The sequence below is a fragment of the Paraburkholderia susongensis genome (genome assembly GCF_900177725.1).
In the GTDB taxonomy this organism is placed as follows: domain Bacteria; phylum Pseudomonadota; class Gammaproteobacteria; order Burkholderiales; family Burkholderiaceae; genus Paraburkholderia; species Paraburkholderia susongensis.
The window spans coordinates 134,450-155,611 of sequence record NZ_FXAT01000010.1 but is presented as its reverse complement, the minus strand read 5'-3'; the positions used below and the strand labels follow the sequence as shown (position 1 = coordinate 155,611).

The following is a 21,162-nucleotide window of genomic DNA, read 5'->3' as shown; positions in this document are numbered from 1 at the left end:
TAGTTCGCGCCAATTGTCTGAGTATTCCCGCCATTGCGGTACAAATGACCTGGCCGCATATTGCCGCGCCCATTGCGAATGGTAAATTGGTCGCTCAATCAGGAGGCGGCGTCGATGGCGGCGGATCCGAACGAATCGGGTGGTGCGTTTCCTGCGTTGACCAGCATCCGGTTCATTGCTGCTTTTGCGGTCGTCATTTCGCACTATGCGGAAAACGGCCTGCTGCCGTTGCCCTCGGCGATCTTCGATTTCGTCGATGGCGGCCGCTCGGCGGTGTCGCTGTTCTTCGTGCTGTCCGGCTTCATTCTCACGTTCACGTATCGCGACAAGCTGATTCACGGCGGGGCACGTTCGTTTTACGAGGCACGTGTCGCGCGGATCTATCCGATGATCCTGCTCGGTCTGCTGCTGTGCGTTCCCGTGGTCGGCTATCTTCTGTACACCGGCGACGCGGCGTTGATGCTGAAGTGGTACGCGTTGAAAGAGCCGGTGTACCTCGCGTTGGCCGTTAGCCTCTTTTGCCAGTTGTTGCTGCTCAACGGCTGGGTGCCGTTTTCGTCGCTCAATCAGCCGTGGAACGGCCCGTCGGATAGCGTCTCCTGCGAAGCGTTCTTCTACACGCTGTTTCCGTTTCTGCTGCGCCGTCTCGTTGCGCTGAAGACCTGGCGGCTCCTGCTGGCGTGCGCGGCAACGTGGCTTGTCACCGGTGTATGGATCGCGTTCCTGCACCGGTATGTGCCGGTTTCGCGCAGCGGCGCGATGACTTATTCGATGCCGATCACGCGGCTTGCCGAGTTCGTGATGGGTATCGCGGCGGGCGTCGGCTATCTGCGCTTGAGAGCGAACGGCCGGTCATGGCATGCCGCCGGCACGGTGCTGGCCGGCGTCGCCTCGATCGCGCTCGTGACGCTCAGCGTGTGGCGGCCGCTCGCGCCATCGTTCTTTCTCGACGCACCCTGGTTCGCCGCGCTGATACTCGGCCTTGCGCTGATGGAGCGCCCCGTGCTCGGCATTCTGAGCTGGCGGCCGCTCGTGCGTCTCGGTCACGCGAGCTATTCGCTGTACCTCACGCATCTGCCGATCGCGTTGCTCGCGCTGACGCTCGGCTTCGGACAGTCGAACGGCTGGATCGTGATCGTGTTCTGTGTGGTCGTGAGTCTCGTGTGCTTCAAGCTTTATGAGGAGCCGATGCGCAGACGCGTGAGGACGCACTTCGTGAAGCAAAGCGCGCGGCGTGCGGCGAGCCGGAGCGGGATTGGAAGTGGAGGCGGAAGCGGCCCGAATCTGCCGTTGCCTGAAAGCCATGTGTTGAGCGATGGCGCGTCTCTGGCGGGGCCCGATTGATTCGATTGGTTCGATAGATTCGTTGTGCGATGGTTTGGCGAGGCAGCGTCGGCGCAAAATCGACAAAACCTCGGGCCGACGCTTTAGCCGATACCTACACCGACGCCGCAACGAACTCCCGCAACCATCGATGCGCGGGATCGCGATGCAAGCGCTCATGCCACAGCATCGCCATTTCGTAGCCCGGCACTTCGACGGGCGGCTCGACCATGCGCAGCGCGTCCGAGCCGCGCGCGAGGCGCGCGGGCAGCATACCGACGAGATCACTGTTCGCGAGCACCGACTGCATGAACAGAAAATGCGGCACGGAAAGCACGACCTTGCGCGTGAGTCCCACTTTCGCGAGTGCTTCGTCGGTCACGCCGAAAAAGCCGCCGCCGTCCGGCGACACGATCACGTGTTCGAGCTTGCAGAACTGCGCGGGCGTGGGCCGGCGTTTGAGCTTCGGATGACCGGCGCGGCCCACGAGCACATAGCGCTCGGCGAACAGCACGCGGTGGCGCAAACCCTCGGGTGCGCCTTCACTCGTATGAAAGCCTAGGTCGATCTCGCCCTGTTCGGCCTGCCGCGCAAGACGCGGCGGCACCGCTTCGACGACCGCGAGGCGCGTGCCCGGCGCCGCCGCGCGCAGGCGAGCCAACATCGGCAGGATGATCGTGGACTCCGCGTAGTCGGTCGCGGCGAGGCGCCACGTTTGGGTTGCCGCGGCCGGATCGAACGGGCTCGCGGGCGCCACTGCGCGCTCCAGCGCTTCGAGCGCGTCGCGCAACGGCTCGCGCAGCGCCTCGGCCTTCGCGGTGGGCCGCATGCCGCGCGGCCCGGGCAGCAGCAGCGGATCGCCGAACACGTCGCGCAGTTTCGCCAGATGCACGCTGACCGACGGCTGCGAGAAGTTCAGCCGCTCGGCGGCGCGGGTCACGTTGTGCTCGGAGAGCAGCACGTCGAGCGTGACGAGCAGGTTGAGGTCGAGCCTTCTGAGATTAACCACGGCAATACCTGACATATTGGGAATTCATTTCCAATATACCTTGGCGATATCTATCGTGGTGACTTTCAGCCACGCAGGTATCGTCATGAACATTCTTGTCGTCTATGCGCACCCCGAACCCCGGTCGTTGAACGGATCGCTCAAGGACTTCATGGTCCGGCATCTCGAACGCGCCGGACATCGCGTGCAGGTGTCCGATCTCTACGCGATGAACTGGAAAGCCTCGCTCGATGCGAACGACAGCCTCGAGCGGCACGGCGGCGAGCGTTTCTATCCGTCGCTCGAATCGAAGCACGCGTTCGAGAACGACCTGCAAAGCGACGACATCGTCCGTGAGCAGGAGAAGCTGAGGTGGGCGGACGCGGTGATCCTGCAGTTTCCGCTGTGGTGGTTCTCGATGCCGGCCATCCTGAAGGGCTGGGTGGAGCGCGTGTATGCGTACGGGCTCGCATACGGCGTCGGCGAGCATTCCGATGCGCGCTGGGGCGAGCGTTACGGCGAGGGCAGGTTCGCGGGCAAACGCGCGATGCTCGTGGTGACGACGGGCGGGTGGGAGTCGCATTACAGCGCACGCGGCATCAACGGTCCGATCGATGACCTGCTGTTCCCGATCCAGCACGGCATTCTGTATTACCCGGGCTTCGACGTGCTGCCGCCGTTCGTCGTCTATCGCACGAGCCGGGTCGACGAGGCAAAGTACGCCGAGCTGAGCGCGACGCTGGGGCGGCGGCTCGACGATCTGTGGAACACGGCGCCGATTGCGTTCCGGCCGCAGAACAGCGGCGCCTACGCGATTCCCGCGCTCACATTGCGGGACGATCTCGCGCCGGACCAGACCGGCTTCGCGGCGCATCTCGAAGAGGCCGCCGAACTGGCGACTCGACCCTGACGGGATCGTATGTTTCGCTGAAATATGGTTGTAAGTCGCTATTGCTAGAGTCGTCTGCGGACATTTGCCGATGCATGTGCAAGCGTTTTATTCGCATGCCTGACGAATGAAAGCGAAGCGGGAGAGCGACCCACCATGAATCCAGCCCGTGTGTTCTGGCTCATTCTGATGCTCATCGCGTCTCCGGCGTGGGCGTTTCAGACGCGCGTCGTCACGATTCCGAGCGCGGCGATGCACCGCTCGTTCGATGCCACAGTCGTGCTGCCCGATCAGTACGGGCAGGGCGATTCGGGCGCGCGCTTCCCGGTCGTCTACGTGTTGCACGGCTCGGGTGGCGACTACACCGACTGGACCGCGAATTCACATATCGGCAAGCTCGCCGACCGCTATCACATGATCCTCGTGATGCCCGACGGCGGCCACGAAAGCTGGTATATCGACAGTCCCGTCGATCCGCGCAGCCGTTACGAGACCTATGTCGGCACCGAAGTGGTGGCCTATATCGACAAACATTTCCGCACGATCGCGACGAAGCGGGCGCGCGCGATCACGGGCCTGAGCATGGGCGGATTCGGCGCGTTGCGTATCGCGCTCGACAGGCCCGATGAATTCGGCGCGGCGGGGAGCATCAGCGGCGCGGTGGATCCGCGCGGCAGCGAGAACGAGCCGGGCATCGAGCAGATCTTCGGCGATCCGTCGCGCGATGCCGACTTCTGGAACAACGAGGCGATCATCGCGAGCGCGCAGGATTTTGGCCGCGAGCATATTGCGCTGACGATCGATTGCGGCGTGAGCGACTCGCTGGTTCAATCGAACCGGCTGCTGCACGAGCGGCTCGTCGAACTCGGCGTGCCGCACGACTACGCTGAGCGGCCCGGCGGTCACACGTGGCAATACTGGTCGAACGCGGTGAAGTATCAGGTGCTGTTCTTTGCCGGCACGTTCAGGCATGCGGCGCGCGAGATGCGCGCCGAGGCCGCCGCCGCGGGCTGATCCGCTGTCCCGTGGTTCCGTGGTTCCGCGCGTCGCTCGAAAAAAAAGCCCGAAAGAAGCGCGAAAGAAGCGCGAAAGAAGCCCGAAAAAAGATCGCATCAGTCGATGCCGTGAAACACCGCGTCGTCCGGGCCGAGATATGCGGGCGGGCGCCACGCGGCGTCGCGCATCGAATGCTGGACCTGTTTTTCGACGCCGAGCAACACCGCGAAAATCGCCATCCGCACCGGAATGCCGTTATCGGTTTGCCGGAAAATCGCGAGCCGCGAATCGTGATTGAGGTCGACGCTCAGATCGTTCGCGCCGGGCCGGCTGTCGCGCGGCAGCGGGTGCATGATCAGCGTGTCGGCGCCGCACACGCTGTCGACGAGCGCCTGATTGATCTGGAAGTCGGGCGTGTAGCCCTCGAACGATTCGTCGGTGAAGCGCTCCTTCTGGATGCGCGTGGCGTACACGACGTCGGCGCCGGCGAGGCCGGTGCGCAGATCGTGCGTCTGCTCGATCACGTGACCGTTGCGCGAGATCTGCTCGAGGATATAGCCGGGCATTTCGAGCATGGGCGGCGAGATCAGCGTGAACTTGATGCCCCGGTACAGCGCGAGCAGCTTCACGAGCGAGTGCACGGTGCGCCCGTACTTGAGGTCGCCGACGAGCGCGATGTGCGCGCCGTCGACGATCTTGCCCAGCCGCGAGAACTCGCGCTGGATCGTGTAGAGGTCGAGCAGCGCCTGGCTCGGATGTTCGCCGGGGCCGTCGCCGCCGTTGATCACCGGCACATTGGTCGCGCGCGCGAATTCGGCCACCGAGCCTTGCTCCGGGTGGCGGATCACGAGCGCGTCCACGTAGCCGCTCATCACGCGGCTCGTGTCGTAGATCGATTCGCCTTTCGCCATCGACGAAAACGTGAAGCCGGTCGTATCGCACACCGAGCCGCCGAGCCGGCAGAACGCCGCGCCGAAGCTCACGCGCGTGCGCGTGCTCGCTTCGAAGAACAGGTTGCCGAGCACCGCGCCTTCGAGCACGCGCGAGATTTTGCGGCGTCGCGCGATGGGCTGCATGATGTCGGCGACGCGAAAGAGGGCCTCCACCGAGTCGCGCGAGAACTGATCGACCGAGAGCAGCTGCGGCTTGCCCTCGAACAGCATCTGGCTCGCGAGCGATTGTGAATCTACGCTTTGCGTATATTTTTCGCCCGGCTCCGCATTGACAATCTCCGACACGAAGCGCTCGACGATTTCCGGCATGGCCCGCGATTCCTGCGAGTCGTCCGGCAGCAGCCACGTATCGAGCGCCCGGCGCGACACGCCGATGCGGCTCGCGAACGTATCGCGCGTCATGTTCAGGCGACGCATTGCATCGCGTAGGAAGGCTTGTTGCGGAACGCTCATGAGGGCACCTGTTTGAAAAGGAGGTGGAGGACGAAAAATGTACGCGGTGCGTATATTAGTTTCCGCGTGGCAGAAGTCAAGCGATTTTCGCGCGAGCCGCCTGAACGGCGCGCCGAAATTGCGCTCCATTGCCCGCCGCGCGGCTGACGCGGTTACACTGCGGTTCATGCACTCCGGCCCAACGTTCCGGCTCCGTCCGCCGACTTCCGCCCGCGCCGCTTTCCCGAGCGTGGCGTCAGTACGCGTGGACGCTTCGCGTGGCGACAGCATCGCCCGCGCGAACCGCTGCTCGCTCAACGTTGGCGCCAAAGCCAAAAAACAGCCGCTCATCTGACCGGAGCACGCTGTTCCGTCGTCAGATGTGCGACGGAACGGCCGGTCGACCGCCCCCATGCGGCCTTCTGTTTTCTCCCTCGCACCGCTGACCGGATTCGATACGGTCGTCATCGAGGTAGAAAACATGTCTGATTTCTCGGGTATCTGGATTCCGCTGATTACGCCGTTCGCCGACGGCGCGGTCGATCACGCCGCGTTGCGCGCGCTCGTGCGCCGCTATGCCGAGGCGGGCGTGGCCGGTCTCGTCGCGCTCGGCACCACCGGCGAGCCGGCCACGCTCGACGCCGCGGAGCAGGACGCCGTGCTCGCGACGATTCTCGACGCGGCCCACGCCGCTGCAAGCGCAACACCGCAGCGGCGCGCGCTGCCGGTGCTGGCCGGTGTGTCGGGCAATCACACGGCGAGCATGCGGGCGCGGATCGAGCAGCTGAATCCGCTGCCGATCGCCGGTGTGCTGATTGCCGCGCCGTATTACACCCGGCCTGCGCAAACCGGCATCGTCGGTCATTTCGGCGCGCTGGCCGACGCGAGCGCGCATCCCGTCGTGCTGTACGACATTCCGCAGCGCACCGGCGTGCGGCTCGAACTCGACACGCTGCTCACGCTCGCGGCGCATCCGCGGATTCAGGCGATCAAGGATTGCGCGGGCTCGCTCGAGACCACGCTCGCGCTGATTCTCGACGGCCGCCTGCAGGTGCTGGCGGGGGAGGACCTCGCGATTTTCAGCACGCTATGTCTTGGCGGCAGCGGGGCGATCGCGGCGTCCGCGCATTGGCGGCCCGAGCGTTTCGTCGCGCTGCACCGTGCGCTTACCGACGGTCGTCTCGCCGAAGGCCGGCGGATTTTTCAGGCGCTCGTACCGCAGATCCAGCTCGCGTTCGCCGAACCGAACCCCGCTCCGGTAAAAGCCCTGCTCGCGGCAGAGGGTTGGGTCCGCAACGAGCTACGCATGCCGATGACGCGCGCGAGCGACGCGTTGTCGAAGCAGCTCACCGCGTTGGCCGGACTGGATTTTCACGCGTCGCCTGCGTGACGTATCTGATACGGCGGTTCGTCCTTCGGCATTTCCGGCTCATTGCGTTGACGAGTCCGGGGGCGTATCGGCGAAAGTTTGGTACGCGGGAGACCGATTGAGCGCAGGGTGGCGCAGCTGGCGCGATGACAGGTGCGTTGCCCGATCAAGTGGGGGCGCGCATCCGCAACAGATTGCGCCATCCGGATGCCTGGCAAGGTCGCCGTGACGCTGACGCTAATAGCCGACATCGACAGCCCGCGCGATGGCATGATTCACGTGCGGCCGCTCAACCTGCGTGCGCGCGCGGATTCATTGCCCCCGCCACCCCCACCCGCCACTCATTCAACGGAGCCCCTATGTCCGACATCGCGAAGACCATCGCCAGTTTCAACGCCGGCCGCGACCCCGAACGGCTCGCGATGAAATACAAAGCCATGCGCGGCTCGCCGTTCGTGTTTCTACGCGGCACCTGCCATCTGTTCTATGAACGGTTGCCGCGCGCGAAGGTGCTCGACGATGCGCCGACAGTATGGATCTGCGGCGACATGCATCTGGAGAACTTCGGCAGCTACAAGGGCGACAACCGCCTCGTCTATTTCGACAACAACGATTTCGACGAAGCCTGCCTCGCACCGAGCCCCTACGAACTCGTGCGCTTGCTCACGAGCGTGCTGGTCGGCGCGGCCGATCTGAAGCTGAGCCGCGCGCAGGCGCTCGCGCTTTGCCATACCGCGCTCGATGCATACGGCGCGGCGCTCGCCTTCGGCAAGTCGCGCTGGATCGAAGCGGAACTCGCGACCGGCATGGTGCGCGATCTGTTCGATGCGCTGGCGAGCCGCACGCGCGCCGCGCACCTGGACCGGCGCACGGTGCTCAAAGGCAAGACCCGCGTGCTCAAGGTGGACGGCAAGAAAGCGCTGCCGGTAAGCGACGAACAGCGCGAGGCCGTCACGCAGTTCATGCAGAAGCTCGCGGCGAGCGAGCCCAATCCCGAGTTTTATCGCACGCTCGATGTCGCGCGGCGCATCGCCGGCACCGGCAGCCTGGGTGTCGATCGTTACGTGATTCTGGTCGAAGGCAAGGGCTCGCCGGACGGCAACTATCTGATCGATCTGAAAGAGGCGCTGCCGTCGTCGGTCAGCCCGCACGTGAATGTCACGCAGCCGAAGTGGCGCAGCGAGGCGCAACGCGTCGTCGACGTGCAGCAGCGTAATCAGGCGGTGTCGCAGGCTTTTTTGCGCGCGGTCGACTTCAACAAGCGCCCGTATGTGCTGCGCAGTCTGCAGCCGTCGGAAGACCGCGTTGCGCTCGCCGACTGGGACGGCAAGCTGCCGCGACTCGAGGAAGTCATCAATAGCATGGCCCAGTTGAGCGCGTGGGCGCATCTGCGCAGCAGTGGCCGGCAAAAGTCGGCGATCACCGATGACCTGATCGCGTTCGGCAATCGGCGCGACTGGCAGTTGCCGCTGATCGACCTCGCGACGCAGTGCGAGACCCAGGTGGCCGCCGACTGGAAGACGTATTGCGACGCTTATGATCGAGGCGTGTTTAATCCGTCAGGGAAGGGGTGAGCAGCGCGTTGAATGATGAGCCGGACGAAGGGCGGACGTGGACGCGCGCTTCTGGCGGGAAGTTGCGGGACGACCAGGCTCGTTGGCATTCGCATTCGGCTTGAAATTGAGGCTGGACGAAAACGCGCATTGCCACGTTGACGAAGATGCGTAAGATACGGGGGACACTTTGGTGAACCCCTCGGAGGGACACTGCGCGCTTGAGCGACTCGATTTGCCGCGTGGGGCAAGTTCACAAAAGTGCAACAAAATCCGTCGACCGCGTGATGAACGGTGGAGCCACGCCAGGCTCTTCCGTCTTTGCACTGCCAAGCTGAAAAACCAGAGGAGCAGCATGAATACAAACGGTACGAAGAGAATAATCGGCGCGGCATGGGTTGCGCTCATCGCGAGTTGCGCGACCTATGCGAATGCTCAAGCCGTGGTGAGCGCGCCGGCCGGGGCAGCCGCGCACATGGTGGCGGTCTCGACGTCGAGGCCAGGAGCCCGATCGGATGATGCGATTATTCGCGACGTTCGCCGCGCCTTGCGGCGTGTACCGGAGATGGATGATTCGGGAATTCGCATCAGGGCGCACCGCGGCGTCGTTACGCTCACAGGGACGGTGCCGGAGAGCTGGCAAATCTCGCGCGCCGGCAACGCAGCACGCTCGGTGCGCGGAGTCATGGGAGTGTCGAACAGATTGACGGAGCGAAAGAAGGACGAAGCGGCTATTGAGCAACGTCTCGCACCGTTGGCCGGATAGGAGCGATGTTGATTGATGGGCGTCGAGGTAGGCGATGCTCTATTGATACTTGCGCATGTCTGGATTGCGCCCCGCGGTGGACGGTGTTTGCCTGATTCGTCGTGGTCTGAGGGGAAGCGTGGGGCGCAAGCTTTGCGAAGGAGGCTGGACAGAGCAACGACCGCTTCCGAGGTACGCCAGCGCTGCCGCGCTTCTTGGTGGCGAAGTGCCAGAAGCTTATAGACAGGGCGATAGACCGCCGTCGATTCGCAGATTCATGCCGGTTATGTATCCCGCAAGTGGGCTGGCGAGGAAAGCGACGGCATCCGCAATTTCATCCAGCCGACCAACCCGGCCCACGGGAACCTGAGCGAACATCGGCAGGACGGCACGCTCGATAACCTCCCAGGGTGCGTCCTTATCCGCCACGCCGCGTTCCACAGCGACTTCACGGAAACGGCTATCGAGAGCAGAACTGTGTATCGTGCCGGGAGAGACGGCATTGACGGTGACCCCGTCTGTCGCCACTGCCTTCGCCATCGACGCAGTCATGGCGTTTATAGCTGCTTTGCTCGCCGAATAGTCCGGTGCAGTCGGCTGCGCCATCGTCGCGGCGAGGCTCGAAATATTGATTACTCGTCCCCATTTCGCTTGCCGCATGTTAGGCAACAATCGTGTAGTGACGCGAAGCGCAGCCAGGACGTTGCGATCATAGGCGGATGCCCACGAGGCGGCCTGTGTGTTTTCCCAGTTCTCCTTTGAGCCACCCGAACCTCCGGCGTTGTTGACCAGGATATCGATACTGCCTGCGAGCTTTTCCGCATTCTCGATCAATCGATGCACGTCGTCATCGCGTGTCAAATCTCCAACTACGACATAGGCGTGGCCGCCCTGCGCGGTGATGTCATTGGCTACTTTCTCTGCCTGCGCTTTATCGCGACCATGAACGATGACGGTCGCCTTCTCTAGCGCGAGTTTCCTGGCAATGGCTTCGCCAATCCCTTTGCTGCTTCCGGTGACCAGCGCTTTCTTGCCATACAATCGCAAGTCCATTGCATGTGCCTCATTTCAAGTTGCAGGAATTTTCTCAGCGTAGGGGGAGATGATGGATGGAACAAGTACGCACCTTTATGTGCCTACCTCGCAGGAGGAACGGGAGGTCTGTCTAGGGCCCGACGGTTCGGTTGCGCACGTGACCAGAGTGATACGGATGATCCACGGCCGCTGGAAGCTGCCAATCCTCTTCAGGCTTTACGCCGACCCGTCTATGCGCACCTTGCAGTTGAAGCGGGACTTGCCAGGCATTTCGCAAAAAATGCTAACCCAGCATCTCCGCGAACTAGCGGTCGATGGCCTGGTCGAGAGAATCGATTTCCGTGAGAAGCCCCTGCGGGTCGAATATCAATTGTCAGAGATGGGAAGGCAACTGCTGCCCGTCCTGATCGCGGCGCGTAGGTTTTCGACCAGTCACCCAGCTTGACGGCCTGCAGGAAATGGAACGGATGCCATAACGGCGCACGGCGCGGCTTGCCTGCTTTTCGCCGCTTGGCCAGTCTTCGGGGAACTCACTGCCACTGGACGCTTAGGCCGACGAAGTAACGTTTACATCCATCGAGAAATCCAGGCACTAATACCATCCGTTTCGAAATGCTCACTTGATACCGTTCGATCCGGACGGCAACAAAGGAGGCCACCGTGAGATTCATGGCCGTGATCGCCACGCTTTTTTTCCTGGTCATCGCGCGAGCCTTCGCCGCCGATGTCGGTTTCGAGGAGGTCAAGATAGCGAATGGCACGGAGCCACCGCTAACGGCCGGGATCTGGTATCCCACCAACGCGCCGGCGACACCGCATGCCTTGGGCGCGTTCACTCAGACTGTGGCGCCGGGCGCTCCGATCGCTGGCTCTCACCTGCCGCTGGTGGTGATCTCGCATGGCGGCGGAGGAGGGTACGACAGCCACTACGACACGGCTCTCGCTTTGGCTCACGCGGGCTTCGTGGCGGCGGCAGTCAGTCACGCCGGCGACACGTTCGACGACCAGAGCCATGTCTTGCAGCTGTGGCGCCGCCCCGCTCAGCTTCACCGGCTGGTGGACTACATGCTCGACGAGTGGCCCTGGCACGGGCGGCTCGATGCGGCCCGCGTCGGCGCGTTCGGCTTTTCCAACGGTGGCTTCACCGTGCTCGTGGCCGCAGGCGGAATCCCCGACCTTTCGAAGATCGCCCCGTATTGCGCGGCCCATCCGGAGCACGACCTATGCGAGGTCCTGAAGCATGCCGGCGTCGATCCGCATTTCGACGCGGATGTTCCCGCCAGCGTCTGGGTTCACGATCCGCGCATCAAGGCCATAGTCGTCGCCGCGCCCGCGTTCGGCTTCACCTTCGGCCGCGCAGGGCTAAGCAGTGTGCGCGCCCCGATCCAGATCTGGCGAGCAGCCGAGGATCGTCATCAACCACATCCCTACTATGACGAAGCGGTACGTACCGACCTGCCCCGGCCGCCCGAATATCACGTGGTCGCCAACGCAGGCCACTACGACTTCCTGCCACCTTGCGATGCCCGCCTGTCCCGAAAGATGCCGGAAATCTGTACCAGCCTGCCGGGCTTCGACCGCGCAGCGTTCCATGAATATTTCAACGCCGATGTCGTGCGGTTTTTCCAGGCAAGGTTGCGATAGGAGGCGTCTCGTCTTTCGCGCGCTGGCACGGAGAGTCATGAGTTTGCGCAGTGGTCATTCATCCCGTGATCGTCGGCTGGCTTCAAGTGGACCTACGATGTGACCCACACTGATGCGGTAAAACCCCTTCGGATGCGGATGATGCTCGTGTAGTTCGGGAAACGCCGCCATGAATCTCGGGAAGAACTGCTTGTCCTCGGTCGCGCGCTTTGCATCGATCTGGCTGAAGATCGATGGCGTTGCCTTGCAGCCCACGTTCAAGGGAGCCTCATTCCTTACTCGAGTTCATTGAGGCGGTGCCGCCGGCACCAGTCCGTACCTCGACATGACATCCATGAGTCTTGCGCGATCCGGCACATCACCGGTATTGAAAATCGCGGCAACATCGCGAAAATACTGCATCCCGATATCCGGTGTCAGGACGATCAGCGCGAGCGCGGGGACATCGTGCGGGTTGCTGAAATGATGGACGGAGCCACGCGGGGAATGCATCCATTCCCTCGGCGCCAGATCGCGGGCGGTGCCGTCCACGGAGTACCGAAGCACACCTTCCAGCACATAGACATACTCCTCGTTGAGCGTGTGGCTATGGGGTGGTGGCACGTGTGCTCCCGGGAGCACGGTCAATTCGAACACGCCCATGCCGCCAGTCGCAGTCCCGTCAAGCAGATACCGGATGCTTAATTGACCAGTCTGGATCGGCTCGCCTGATTCGGTCTTGTCAATTCCCATGTCAGTCCCCTCCGCATTCGAAATTCTCCTTCCAAACTTGAACAGCGTAGGTCAGTTCCATCGAACGGGCGACAAAATCCGCATGGCTATGTTCGTCAAGACACTTTTCGGCTTCAAACCCTCATTCGATCGTCGATCGTGCAACGTATGCATTGATTACGTCATTCCAGACCTTAGTGAGTCCAGCAGCGAGTTCTTGCGCGTCGCGGAAGGAGGACGTAAGCAACTGATCGTGATGCACATGCCGCTCACGTAGCGCCTCGATGGACATCGCGATGAGCAGCCGCAGTGCCCCGCGAAAATCGCGGCGCAAGGTAGCGTTGAACTTCACGCCGTGATCGCGGCTGACCGCCTCTATCACCCGGTCCACCCACACCGCATTCATTTCTTCCCGCATCCGTACTAATGAAGGTGTGTACGCCGACACATGCGAGAAAGCCGCAAACAGGCCCGCATTGGTTTCATAGGCCTGGCAATACCACAGGTTGGCGGCAAAGACCGCGTCTGTTTCTTTCGTCGGTGATTCCTTGTTGCGGCGAGTTGCGGGAGGCGACCACAAGGCCCTGAAAAACGCGACGAGAACCGCTTCGACGGCAACGTCGATATCGTCGAAATAGTTATAGAAGGTACCGCGGGACAATCCCGTGTCGTTGAGGATCGTCTCGATCAACGGTCGTCTGCCCGGATCGGCCAGCAGTTGCCGCGCAAGGCACGCCATGACCGCGCAGCGCGTGCGCTCGCGTTTGGGCAGCTTGCGATCCCGGCTCTTGAGATCGAGCAACTCGTCGAAGCGCTCGCCTTCCCTGATCACCAGTCCTTCCAGTGGCGATTCGCTCGCCTGCAGCGCAACTTCTTCCGTGGACATTGACCACTCCTTGCAGCGAAGGGAAACCCCCCTTGACGCGGAAATTTTTTATACCTACTGTTCGTAAATGACGAAGTGTTCAAAAATGAACATTCCGTTATTTTACATGACCGCGCATCCGCATGAATCAGAAATGTGTGTCGGGCGGCCTTGCAAACACGATCGAGCCCGGGGGCAGAGGCACATGAAGACCGGATCCACCATTGAGTTCACCCACGTCGTCAAGCGCTATGGTGCGGTGACGGCGCTACACGATTTCTCGCTGTTGGTCGAAGCAGGCGAGTTCATCACGATTCTGGGCAGCAGCGGATCAGGAAAGACGACCGCGCTCAATGCGCTGGCAGGCTTCATGCCGATCACCTCCGGCGACATCCGCATCGGCGGACGCTCGGTGGCGGAACTGCCGCCGGAGCGCCGAAACCTCGGGATGGTGTTTCAAAACTATTCGCTCTTCCCGCACATGAGCGTAGCGGAAAATATCGCGTTTCCGCTACGCATGCGCGGCACGTCCAGAAAGGATATCGGTGGACGCGTCAAACGGGCGCTGCAGGCGGTCCGGCTCGAGGCTTATGCCGGTAGAATGCCGCGCGAGCTCTCGGGCGGACAGCAGCAGCGCGTGGCGATCGCGCGCGCCATTGTTTTCGAACCGCCTGTGCTGCTCATGGACGAGCCGCTCGGCGCGCTGGATCTCAAGCTGCGCGAGGCGCTGCAATTCGAGATCAAATCGATTCAGCATCAGCTCGGCTGCACCGTGGTCTATGTCACGCACGATCAGCGAGAGGCGCTTGCGATGTCCGATCGCATCGTGGTGCTGCGCGACGGACGCATCGCCCAGGTGGGCAGCCCGCTCGATATGTACGACCGCCCGTGCAGCCGTTTTGTCGCGCAATTCATCGGACAGACCAATCTCTTCGCGGCGGACCTCGACTCCCGGGGCCGCATCTCGATTCCAGGTCTCGGCGTGTCGTGGACCGATGCACGCACGCCGGCTTCCGCTGTGCCGCATTTCGTGAGCGTGCGCCCCGAGCATCTTGCGCGCCGCGCCTGCCGTGACGACGACGTGCGCATCGACGTGACGCTCGACGAAGCCATCTTTCTCGGCGATGTCATCGATTTCAGCGCGCGGCACCGTAGCGGCGCGGCCGTGCATTTTCGCGAGCCGCGCGGCACGAGCGCCACGCAGCTGCAGCGCGGCGACACCGTTTCGCTGGCTTTCTCTCCCGGCGATGCCGCTCTCGTCCCGGATCTCTGATTCGTTCTTTCACGCACACATGGAGTTGTCGATGGCCTCACTTCGTTCAAATGCGACGCGCAGCGCACTGGCGGCGCTCGTGCTCATGGCGACGCACGCTCATGCCGATTCGCTCGTTCTGGCCAACTATGGCGGCGCATGGGCGAACCTGCTCAAGACGGTCTGTACCGATCCTTTCTCGAAGGCCACTGGCGTGACCGTCACGCAAGCTTCCACCGGAGATTCGCTGGCACAGATTCGCGTGCAGCAGACGACAGGCAACGTACTGTGGGACATCTCGCCGACCGAGGGCGCCTCGCTTCCGGTCGCGGAACGCAACAAGTGGCTACTGCCGATCGACTGGAAAATCGTCGATCCGGACCACAAGCTGCCGCCGATTGCGCGGCAGCCGTATGCGATCGGCGCGATCGCCTATACGACGGCCATCGGCTATCGGACGGACAAGGTTCCGGCGGGCAAGACGTTCAACGGCTGGAGCGACTTCTGGGACACGAAGAACTTTCCGGGCCCGCGGTCGCTGCGCGACTCGCCGATGGAAAACCTCGAGTTCGCGCTCATCGCCGATGGCGTACCGGTCGACAAGGTCTACGACGTGCTCAAGGCGCCAGGCGGCATCGACCGCGCGTTCCGCAAGCTCGACGCGATCAAGCCGGCCATCACCGTATGGTGGACCACGGGCCAGCAGCCGGTGCAACTGCTCGCGACCGGCGATGCCTATTACGTGACGGCTTTCAACGGCCGCATTGCGCAGTTGCAGAAGGACAAGGTGCCGGTTTCCATCGTCTGGAACGGCGGATCGCAAACGGTCAGCTATTACTCGATTCAGAAGGGCGCGCAGAACCCGAAAGCCGCGATGGAGTTCATGAAGTACTGCTGGAACGATCCGCAGCGGCTCGCGCAGATCGCCCGTGGGTTGCCGTATTCGGGCTACAACCCGGACATGTACAAGATCCTCGGCGCGGACGAGGCGAAGGACTTGCCGACAGCCGCCGCGAACGCACCGCTGCAGTTCACTTTCGACGCGAACTTCTGGGCCGATCACCAGAAGGAACTGTTCGCGCGCTGGCAGGCATGGCGGCTCAAATGAGCGCAAAGGAAGCAAGCATGACGCCGACGCCGGCTTCGCTCGACGAGCCCGCATCACGCGGGTTGAATCTGCGTCGTGCGCTATCCTGGCGATACTGGCCCTTGCTGCCCGCGGCGCTCCTGTTCATCGCCGTCTTTCTCGTGCCGGTCGGCGAAGTCGCGATCTGGAGCGTACGCGGCGACGACGGATGGAGCATCGCGCACTTCGCGCCGGTGCTCGCCGAGGGCCCTTTTCGCACGATTCTGCTGAGCACGCTGCGGCTCTCGCTGGTAGTTGGCTTTGCCTGCGTCATAGCCGGTTATCCGGTTGCGTATTTTCTGGTGATGCGCTCGCCGCGACAGCAGCGCCTGCTGCTGCTGTTCATCACGATTCCCCTGTGGGTTAGCGTGTTGATACGCACCTATAGCTGGATCGTGCTGCTCGGGCGGGAAGGGCTGATCAACAGTGCCGTGGCGGCGCTGGGCCTGTCGGACACGCCGCTTCATCTGCTGTACACACGCGGCGCCGTGTATGCGGCGATGATTCAGGTGCTGCTGCCCATTGCTATTCTGACGATGTTTTCGTCGATGTCCACGATCAACCGCTCGCTTCTCAGCGCCGCGCGCATCCTCGGCGCGACGCCCGCCCGGGCATTCATCAGGGTCTTTCTGCCGTTGAGCGCGAGCGGCGCCGTGTCGGCCGGCGTGCTGACCTTCGTGCTGGCGCTCGGCTTTTTCATCACGCCGGCGCTCGTGGGCGGACCGAAGGACGCGATGATCGCCAACGTGATCGCGCAGCAGATCAGCGAGACGCTCGACTGGGGCCTCGGGTCCGCGCTCGGCATGACCCTGCTCGTCGCGGGACTCGTCGTGGTCGCGCTGTTCAGCATCATGCTGCGACGCTTCACGATGCTCACGAGCGAAGGAGGCACGCGATGACACCGGCGGTTCGACATTCCGGCCGCACATGGCTGCTGCCCGCTTACGTGGCTCTGGTGCTGGTCTTTCTCATACTGCCCGTGTGTCTTGTGATTCCGATGTCGGTCAGCGAGACGAGCTATCTGAAGTTCCCGCCGACGGGCTTCACGCTGAAATGGTTCGCGAGCTTCTTCGCTAGCCCGGCGTGGATCGGCGCGACGCTGCGCAGCGTCGCCATCGGGTTCTGGGCGTCGCTTCTCGCGACCGTGCTGGGCACCATGACGGCTTTCGCGCTGCGCCGCTCCACGCGCTGGGACCGGTTGATCGGCGGTGCTTTCCTCAGTCCGCAGGTGGTGCCGGTCATCATCGTCGCGCTGGGCATCATGCTCATTTTCAACCGGTTCCATCTGTATGGTTCGATGATCGGCATCGTGATGGCGCATGGAATGCTCGCGCTGCCGTTCGTGGTGATCAACGTGGCGACCGGGTTGCGGCAACGCGGCGAGACGCTCGCGCTCGCCGCGCGGGTGATGGGCGCCGGGCCGTTCAAGGCGTTCTGGTACGTCACGCTGCCTTCGCTGCGCGCCTCCATCGTGACTTCGGCCATCTTTGCGTTCTTTGTCTCGTTCGACGAGCTTGTCGTCGCGCTGTTCATCATGGGGCGCAACGAAACACTGCCCATGCGCATCTGGGCCAACGTTCGCGACGACCTGACTCCGGTGGTCGCCGCCGTCGCGACGCTGCTGATATTCGTCACCGTGCTTGCCGTATTCCTGTCCGAGTGGGTGCTTCACAAGCCCGCGCGCGAGAAACAAGCCGGTTAGCACTCCATCACGTACAAGGTTCTCATGTTCTCTCATTTCGATACCGAAGATCCCGCGTCGCTGCGCCGGCGCGTCGAGTCGATGACACTACCCGCATCGATTTACGATCAGCTGCTCGACACCGTGGCCGCGCACGGCGACAATCCGGCATGGCACTTCATCGACAGCGGTCACAGGAAAACCTGGCGCGAGGTGCTCCGCAGCGTCGATCACGTCGCTGCTGCGCTCGAAGAACTCGGCGTGACGCCGGGCGCGCATGTTGCCGTCATGACCTGGAACTGCGAGGAATTCGCGTTGACGTGGCTTGCTCTCGCGCGCCAGCAGGCAGTTATCGTGCCGGTCAATGCGACGTACACGGCGCGCGAGATCGACTACGTGCTCGAGACTTCGGATGCGTCGTTCCTCGTGATCGATGCTGAATTCCTGCCGCGTCTCGAAGAGCTGCCGGCGTTGCGCGTGGACAAAGACCGTGTCGTGGTCGTGAACGGAGCAGCGCCGCAAGGCTCGCGCGCATGGGACGTGCTGCTCGAGGCCGCGAAGGAGCGCCGGGCTTCCGACGTGCCTCGCCATCGCGACAACCTGATCAATCTGCAATACACGTCGGGCACCACCGGCTTCTCCAAGGCGTGCATGCTGACGCACGATTACTGGCTGATTCTCGCCCATACCTCGACGCAGTTTTTCGGCACGCCACTGTCGCGTTTCTATGTCGGGTCGAGCCTGTTCTACATGGTCGGGCAACGCATTCTTCTCAACGCGATGGTGAGCGGCAGTTGCGCATTCCTGCCGCGCAAGTCCGGCGCGAAGCGTTTCATGCGCGACGTGTCCGCGCATGAATGCGACTACTGCGCTCTGTTCGACATGGTCTACAAGCAGCCGCCGTCGCCCGACGATGCGTGCAATGCGCTGAAGATCGCGACGATCTTCGCGTTTTCTCCGGCGCATCATCGCGACTTCGAGCAACGCTTCGACGTGCGCGGGCAGGAGTATTACGGCATGACGGAGATCGGCGGCGCCGCTTACATGCCCGCCGACGCGCTCGAACGGATGAGCGGATCGGGCAGTTGCGGCATCGCGGCGCCGTTTCGCGAACTGAAGGTCGCGGACGAGACCGGACAGGCGGTCGCGCCCGGCATATTCGGCGAACTGATGGTACGCGGCCGGGGCCTGTTCAAAGGCTATTACAAGCGCCCCGACGCGACCGCCGAGTCTTATCTCGACGGGTGGTTCCGCACCGGCGACATCGCGCGGCAGGACGAAAATGGCTATTTCTATATCGTCGGCCGCATGAAGGACATGGTGCGCCGCAATGGCGAGAACATTTCGGCGCGCGAGGTGGAAAGCGTGTTGCGCAGCATGCCGGAGATCCAGGATGCGGCCGTGATCGCGGTTCCCGATCCGTATCACGAAGAAGAGGTGAAGGCCTATATCCAGCTCGCGCCGGACTTCACGGCGGATGCGGTCACGCCGCAGCGCATCGTCGACTATTGCCGGCCGCTGCTCGCGGCGTTCAAGCTGCCGCGCTACGTCGAATACCGCGATTCGCTGCCGCTGACCGATTCACAACGCGTGCAGAAAAAGGTGCTGCGCACTGAAAAGCCCGACTTGCGTGTAGGCGCCTACGACCTGAAAGAGCACTGCTGGCGCTGACTGCCTTCAGCCATTTCATTGAACACTACGAACGAAGCAGCGGCCCCACGCCGCATCAACGATCACGGAGCATCCATGGCCGAAATTCGCACAACGACACTTGATGCTATCCGCATCCTCACCATCAGCAATGAGCGCAAGCGCAATGCATTCGAAGGCCCGATGTCGGGCGATCTGCTGGCGCAGTTCGAGATTGCCGACGCGGATCCGGCAATCCGCGTGGTCGTCGTGACCGGCGCGGGAGACGTCGCGTTTTCGAGCGGTCACGACCTCAACGATCTGCCGACCGGCTTCGAGGCGGGCGCCGGCACGGACGAAGGTCCCGTGCTCAAGCCGATGAACATGAAGAAACCGGTCATCGCGGCGATCAATGGGCACTGCTATGCAGCCGCCCTCATGCTTGCCATGTCCTGCGATTTGCGCGTGGCGAGCGAAAACGCCACGTTCGGCTCGCCCGGCGCACGGCTCGGCATGCTGCCCGAAGGCGGGCAGCTCGGCCGGTTGCCGCTGCTGATGGGCCGCTCTGCCGCGCTCGAACTCATGCTGACGGGCGCACCGCTGTCCGCGGCCGAGGCGTTCCGGTGCGGCTTCGTCAGCCGTCTCGTTGCGCAGGGACAGGTGCTCGATGCGGCGCTCTCGCTCGCCCGGCTCATCGCCGCCAATGCGCCCGCGGTGGTGAGCGCGATCAAGCATGGCGTACTGCTCGCGGAGGCATCGGGCGTTTCGGGCGCGGAAGAGTTCGAACAGCGGACTGCGCGCGCGCTGGAAAAGGAGGCGGATGCGGTGGAAGGCGTCAAGGCGTTTCTGGAAAAGCGCAAACCGGTTTTCACCAACGTGGCCTGACAGGGTCGATCTGATTTCGAGAGATATTCGATGACATTCAAAGCCGTTTATTTGCAGAAAGGTGAGAGCGCGGCCTCTACCGCGACGCTCGACACGCTCGACGACAGCGTGCTCGACGACAACCCGCTTGCCGAGGGCGACGTGCTGCTGCGCATCCGGCACTCGACGCTCAACTACAAGGATGGTCTCGCGATCACCGGCCGCGCGCCGGTCGTGCGCAAATGGCCAATGGTCGCCGGTATCGACGGCGCGGGAGAAGTGATCGAGTCGGCCGATTCGCGCTGGAAGCCGGGCGAGCTGGTTTTCATCAACGGCTGGGGGCTCGGTGAGACGCATTGGGGCTGCCTCGCCGAGAAGGCGCGTTTGCCCGGCAGATGGTTGCAGCGAGTTCCGCCGACGTTTTCCACCGCCGACTGCATGTCGATCGGCACCGCGGGTTATACAGCCATGCTGTGTTGCATGGCGCTCCAGCGGCAAGGCGTGCGGCCCGAGGACGGTGAGATTCTCGTGACGGGCGCGACTGGCGGCGTCGGCACATTCGCTATTTCCTTGCTGAGCGCGAACGGCTATACCGTCGTGGCTTCGACCGGAAAAGCGGAGGAAGGCGAGTTCCTTAAGGCGCTTGGCGCGTCGTCGGTGATCGATCGGGAGACGCTGTCGGCGCCCGCAAAGCCGCTTCAGAAGGAGCGCTGGGCCGGTGTCATCGACAGCGTCGGGTCGCATACGCTTGCCAATGCATGCGCTCAGACGCAATACGGCGGCGCCGTGGCGGCATGCGGTCTCGCGCAGGGGATGGACCTCGCGACGACCGTCGCGCCGTTCATTCTCCGGGCCGTGAGCCTGCTGGGCGTGGATTCGGTGATGTGCCCGATGGCGCGGCGCGAGGAGGCGTGGGCGAGACTGGCGGCCGAGATGGATCGGGACAAGCTGGCGCGGATCACGAACACCATCTCGCTCGATGAGGTGCTCGAGACTGCGAGCCGTTTCGGTGCAGGCGGGCTCAAGGGCCGCACTATCGTAGTGGTTTGAAGAGGAGAGGGACGTCCCTCGATGGAAGGGTTAGGCCTCGGGTTCGTGGCAAATCAC

21 protein-coding genes are annotated in these 21,162 nt (G+C 63.0%); 16 read left to right on the top strand and 5 right to left on the bottom strand.

Going from position 1 to position 21,162, the window contains the following annotated elements; translation table 11 throughout:
- Positions 1-114 precede the first annotated feature (114 nt).
- Complete coding sequence (locus B9Z01_RS25645) at positions 115-1,344, top strand: acyltransferase family protein (protein ID WP_085488253.1); 1,230 nt, start codon at positions 115-117, stop codon at positions 1,342-1,344.
- A 94-nt stretch (positions 1,345-1,438) separates the two neighbouring features.
- Here the strand turns inward: B9Z01_RS25645 and B9Z01_RS25640 are convergent, their stop codons facing one another.
- Positions 1,439-2,347: a LysR family transcriptional regulator gene (locus tag B9Z01_RS25640; RefSeq protein ID WP_085488251.1), complete on the bottom strand. Its 909-nt coding sequence runs from the start codon at positions 2,345-2,347 to the stop codon at positions 1,439-1,441.
- A gap of 70 nt (positions 2,348-2,417) precedes the next feature.
- Here B9Z01_RS25640 and B9Z01_RS25635 point away from each other — a divergent pair, with 70 nt between their 5' ends.
- Positions 2,418-3,221, top strand: a complete 804-nt coding sequence (locus B9Z01_RS25635) for an NAD(P)H-dependent oxidoreductase (protein ID WP_085488249.1) — start codon at positions 2,418-2,420, stop codon at positions 3,219-3,221.
- A gap of 135 nt (positions 3,222-3,356) precedes the next feature.
- Positions 3,357-4,214 carry an alpha/beta hydrolase gene (locus B9Z01_RS25630; protein ID WP_085488247.1) on the top strand — a complete coding sequence of 286 codons (858 nt, stop codon included), beginning with the start codon at positions 3,357-3,359 and terminating at the stop codon, positions 4,212-4,214.
- A gap of 98 nt (positions 4,215-4,312) precedes the next feature.
- On the opposite strand, the gene B9Z01_RS25625 is transcribed toward B9Z01_RS25630, so the two are convergent.
- Positions 4,313-5,602: an aspartate carbamoyltransferase gene (locus B9Z01_RS25625; protein WP_085488245.1), complete on the bottom strand. Its 1,290-nt coding sequence runs from the start codon at positions 5,600-5,602 to the stop codon at positions 4,313-4,315.
- Positions 5,603-5,639: 37 nt separating this feature from the next.
- Between B9Z01_RS25625 and B9Z01_RS25620 the strand changes: the two genes are divergently transcribed.
- The 4 genes from B9Z01_RS25620 to B9Z01_RS36400 all read left to right on the top strand — a co-directional run bounded on the left by B9Z01_RS25620 (position 5,640) and on the right by B9Z01_RS36400 (position 9,269).
- Positions 5,640-5,936: a hypothetical protein gene (locus tag B9Z01_RS25620; RefSeq protein WP_085488243.1), complete on the top strand. Its 297-nt coding sequence runs from the start codon at positions 5,640-5,642 to the stop codon at positions 5,934-5,936.
- 126 nt (positions 5,937-6,062) lie between these two features.
- Positions 6,063-6,971: a 4-hydroxy-tetrahydrodipicolinate synthase gene (dapA, locus tag B9Z01_RS25615; protein ID WP_085488416.1), complete on the top strand. Its 909-nt coding sequence runs from the start codon at positions 6,063-6,065 to the stop codon at positions 6,969-6,971.
- Positions 6,972-7,309: 338 nt separating this feature from the next.
- Positions 7,310-8,524, top strand: a complete 1,215-nt coding sequence (locus tag B9Z01_RS25610) for a DUF2252 domain-containing protein (protein WP_085488241.1) — start codon at positions 7,310-7,312, stop codon at positions 8,522-8,524.
- Positions 8,525-8,858: 334 nt separating this feature from the next.
- Positions 8,859-9,269, top strand: a complete 411-nt coding sequence (locus tag B9Z01_RS36400) for a BON domain-containing protein (RefSeq protein ID WP_085488239.1) — start codon at positions 8,859-8,861, stop codon at positions 9,267-9,269.
- A 216-nt stretch (positions 9,270-9,485) separates the two neighbouring features.
- Here the strand turns inward: B9Z01_RS36400 and B9Z01_RS25600 are convergent, their stop codons facing one another.
- Positions 9,486-10,301 (bottom strand): SDR family NAD(P)-dependent oxidoreductase, encoded by an 816-nt coding sequence (locus tag B9Z01_RS25600; RefSeq protein ID WP_085488237.1) that lies wholly within the window; start codon positions 10,299-10,301, stop codon positions 9,486-9,488.
- A 157-nt stretch (positions 10,302-10,458) separates the two neighbouring features.
- Here B9Z01_RS25600 and B9Z01_RS25595 point away from each other — a divergent pair, with 157 nt between their 5' ends.
- Both B9Z01_RS25595 and B9Z01_RS25590 read left to right on the top strand, forming a co-directional pair.
- Positions 10,459-10,728 carry a winged helix-turn-helix transcriptional regulator gene (locus tag B9Z01_RS25595; protein ID WP_244196158.1) on the top strand — a complete coding sequence of 90 codons (270 nt, stop codon included), beginning with the start codon at positions 10,459-10,461 and terminating at the stop codon, positions 10,726-10,728.
- 224 nt (positions 10,729-10,952) lie between these two features.
- Positions 10,953-11,927, top strand: coding sequence for an alpha/beta hydrolase family protein (locus tag B9Z01_RS25590; RefSeq protein WP_085488235.1), 975 nt, complete (start codon positions 10,953-10,955; stop codon positions 11,925-11,927).
- A gap of 285 nt (positions 11,928-12,212) precedes the next feature.
- Here the strand turns inward: B9Z01_RS25590 and B9Z01_RS25585 are convergent, their stop codons facing one another.
- Both B9Z01_RS25585 and B9Z01_RS25580 read right to left on the bottom strand, forming a co-directional pair.
- The gene (locus B9Z01_RS25585; protein WP_085488233.1) at positions 12,213-12,659 is read right to left on the bottom strand and encodes a cupin domain-containing protein; all 447 of its coding nucleotides are present in this window, start codon (positions 12,657-12,659) and stop codon (positions 12,213-12,215) included.
- Positions 12,660-12,780: 121 nt separating this feature from the next.
- Positions 12,781-13,524: a TetR/AcrR family transcriptional regulator gene (locus B9Z01_RS25580; RefSeq protein ID WP_085488231.1), complete on the bottom strand. Its 744-nt coding sequence runs from the start codon at positions 13,522-13,524 to the stop codon at positions 12,781-12,783.
- Between the two features lie 184 nt (positions 13,525-13,708).
- On the opposite strand from B9Z01_RS25580, the gene B9Z01_RS25575 reads away from it, so the two are divergent.
- The 7 genes from B9Z01_RS25575 (at position 13,709) to acuI (ending at position 21,105) form a co-directional block, all read left to right on the top strand.
- The gene (locus B9Z01_RS25575; protein WP_085488229.1) at positions 13,709-14,776 is read left to right on the top strand and encodes an ABC transporter ATP-binding protein; all 1,068 of its coding nucleotides are present in this window, start codon (positions 13,709-13,711) and stop codon (positions 14,774-14,776) included.
- A 31-nt stretch (positions 14,777-14,807) separates the two neighbouring features.
- Positions 14,808-15,863 carry an ABC transporter substrate-binding protein gene (locus tag B9Z01_RS25570; RefSeq protein ID WP_085488227.1) on the top strand — a complete coding sequence of 352 codons (1,056 nt, stop codon included), beginning with the start codon at positions 14,808-14,810 and terminating at the stop codon, positions 15,861-15,863.
- A gap of 17 nt (positions 15,864-15,880) precedes the next feature.
- Complete coding sequence (locus B9Z01_RS25565; RefSeq protein WP_208626202.1) at positions 15,881-16,780, top strand: ABC transporter permease; 900 nt, start codon at positions 15,881-15,883, stop codon at positions 16,778-16,780.
- Complete coding sequence (locus B9Z01_RS25560; RefSeq protein ID WP_085488223.1) at positions 16,777-17,583, top strand: ABC transporter permease; 807 nt, start codon at positions 16,777-16,779, stop codon at positions 17,581-17,583. The genes B9Z01_RS25565 and B9Z01_RS25560 overlap by 4 nt, the downstream gene beginning before the upstream one ends.
- Before the next feature lie 24 nt (positions 17,584-17,607).
- On the top strand, positions 17,608-19,233 hold the full coding sequence (locus B9Z01_RS25555) for a class I adenylate-forming enzyme family protein (protein ID WP_085488221.1): 1,626 nt from the start codon (positions 17,608-17,610) through the stop codon (positions 19,231-19,233).
- Between the two features lie 75 nt (positions 19,234-19,308).
- Positions 19,309-20,076 (top strand): enoyl-CoA hydratase/isomerase family protein, encoded by a 768-nt coding sequence (locus tag B9Z01_RS25550; RefSeq protein ID WP_085488219.1) that lies wholly within the window; start codon positions 19,309-19,311, stop codon positions 20,074-20,076.
- Positions 20,077-20,106: 30 nt separating this feature from the next.
- Complete coding sequence (gene acuI / locus B9Z01_RS25545) at positions 20,107-21,105, top strand: acrylyl-CoA reductase (NADPH) (protein ID WP_085488217.1); 999 nt, start codon at positions 20,107-20,109, stop codon at positions 21,103-21,105.
- Positions 21,106-21,162 lie beyond the last annotated feature (57 nt).

Excerpts from the sequence above, each read along its gene's own strand:
- B9Z01_RS25645 (WP_085488253.1), top strand. The coding sequence starts at position 115 with ATGGCGGCGGATCCGAACGAATCGGGTGGTGCGTTTCCTGCGTTGACC.
- B9Z01_RS25640 (WP_085488251.1), bottom strand. The coding sequence starts at position 2,347 with ATGTCAGGTATTGCCGTGGTTAATCTCAGAAGGCTCGACCTCAACCTG.
- B9Z01_RS25635 (WP_085488249.1), top strand. The coding sequence starts at position 2,418 with ATGAACATTCTTGTCGTCTATGCGCACCCCGAACCCCGGTCGTTGAAC.
- B9Z01_RS25630 (WP_085488247.1), top strand. The coding sequence starts at position 3,357 with ATGAATCCAGCCCGTGTGTTCTGGCTCATTCTGATGCTCATCGCGTCT.
- B9Z01_RS25625 (WP_085488245.1), bottom strand. The coding sequence starts at position 5,602 with ATGAGCGTTCCGCAACAAGCCTTCCTACGCGATGCAATGCGTCGCCTG.
- B9Z01_RS25620 (WP_085488243.1), top strand. The coding sequence starts at position 5,640 with ATGTACGCGGTGCGTATATTAGTTTCCGCGTGGCAGAAGTCAAGCGAT.
- dapA (WP_085488416.1), top strand. The coding sequence starts at position 6,063 with ATGTCTGATTTCTCGGGTATCTGGATTCCGCTGATTACGCCGTTCGCC.
- B9Z01_RS25610 (WP_085488241.1), top strand. The coding sequence starts at position 7,310 with ATGTCCGACATCGCGAAGACCATCGCCAGTTTCAACGCCGGCCGCGAC.
- B9Z01_RS36400 (WP_085488239.1), top strand. The coding sequence starts at position 8,859 with ATGAATACAAACGGTACGAAGAGAATAATCGGCGCGGCATGGGTTGCG.
- B9Z01_RS25600 (WP_085488237.1), bottom strand. The coding sequence starts at position 10,301 with ATGGACTTGCGATTGTATGGCAAGAAAGCGCTGGTCACCGGAAGCAGC.
- B9Z01_RS25595 (WP_244196158.1), top strand. The coding sequence starts at position 10,459 with ATGATCCACGGCCGCTGGAAGCTGCCAATCCTCTTCAGGCTTTACGCC.
- B9Z01_RS25590 (WP_085488235.1), top strand. The coding sequence starts at position 10,953 with ATGGCCGTGATCGCCACGCTTTTTTTCCTGGTCATCGCGCGAGCCTTC.
- B9Z01_RS25585 (WP_085488233.1), bottom strand. The coding sequence starts at position 12,659 with ATGGGAATTGACAAGACCGAATCAGGCGAGCCGATCCAGACTGGTCAA.
- B9Z01_RS25580 (WP_085488231.1), bottom strand. The coding sequence starts at position 13,524 with ATGTCCACGGAAGAAGTTGCGCTGCAGGCGAGCGAATCGCCACTGGAA.
- B9Z01_RS25575 (WP_085488229.1), top strand. The coding sequence starts at position 13,709 with ATGAAGACCGGATCCACCATTGAGTTCACCCACGTCGTCAAGCGCTAT.
- B9Z01_RS25570 (WP_085488227.1), top strand. The coding sequence starts at position 14,808 with ATGGCCTCACTTCGTTCAAATGCGACGCGCAGCGCACTGGCGGCGCTC.
- B9Z01_RS25565 (WP_208626202.1), top strand. The coding sequence starts at position 15,881 with ATGACGCCGACGCCGGCTTCGCTCGACGAGCCCGCATCACGCGGGTTG.
- B9Z01_RS25560 (WP_085488223.1), top strand. The coding sequence starts at position 16,777 with ATGACACCGGCGGTTCGACATTCCGGCCGCACATGGCTGCTGCCCGCT.
- B9Z01_RS25555 (WP_085488221.1), top strand. The coding sequence starts at position 17,608 with ATGTTCTCTCATTTCGATACCGAAGATCCCGCGTCGCTGCGCCGGCGC.
- B9Z01_RS25550 (WP_085488219.1), top strand. The coding sequence starts at position 19,309 with ATGGCCGAAATTCGCACAACGACACTTGATGCTATCCGCATCCTCACC.
- acuI (WP_085488217.1), top strand. The coding sequence starts at position 20,107 with ATGACATTCAAAGCCGTTTATTTGCAGAAAGGTGAGAGCGCGGCCTCT.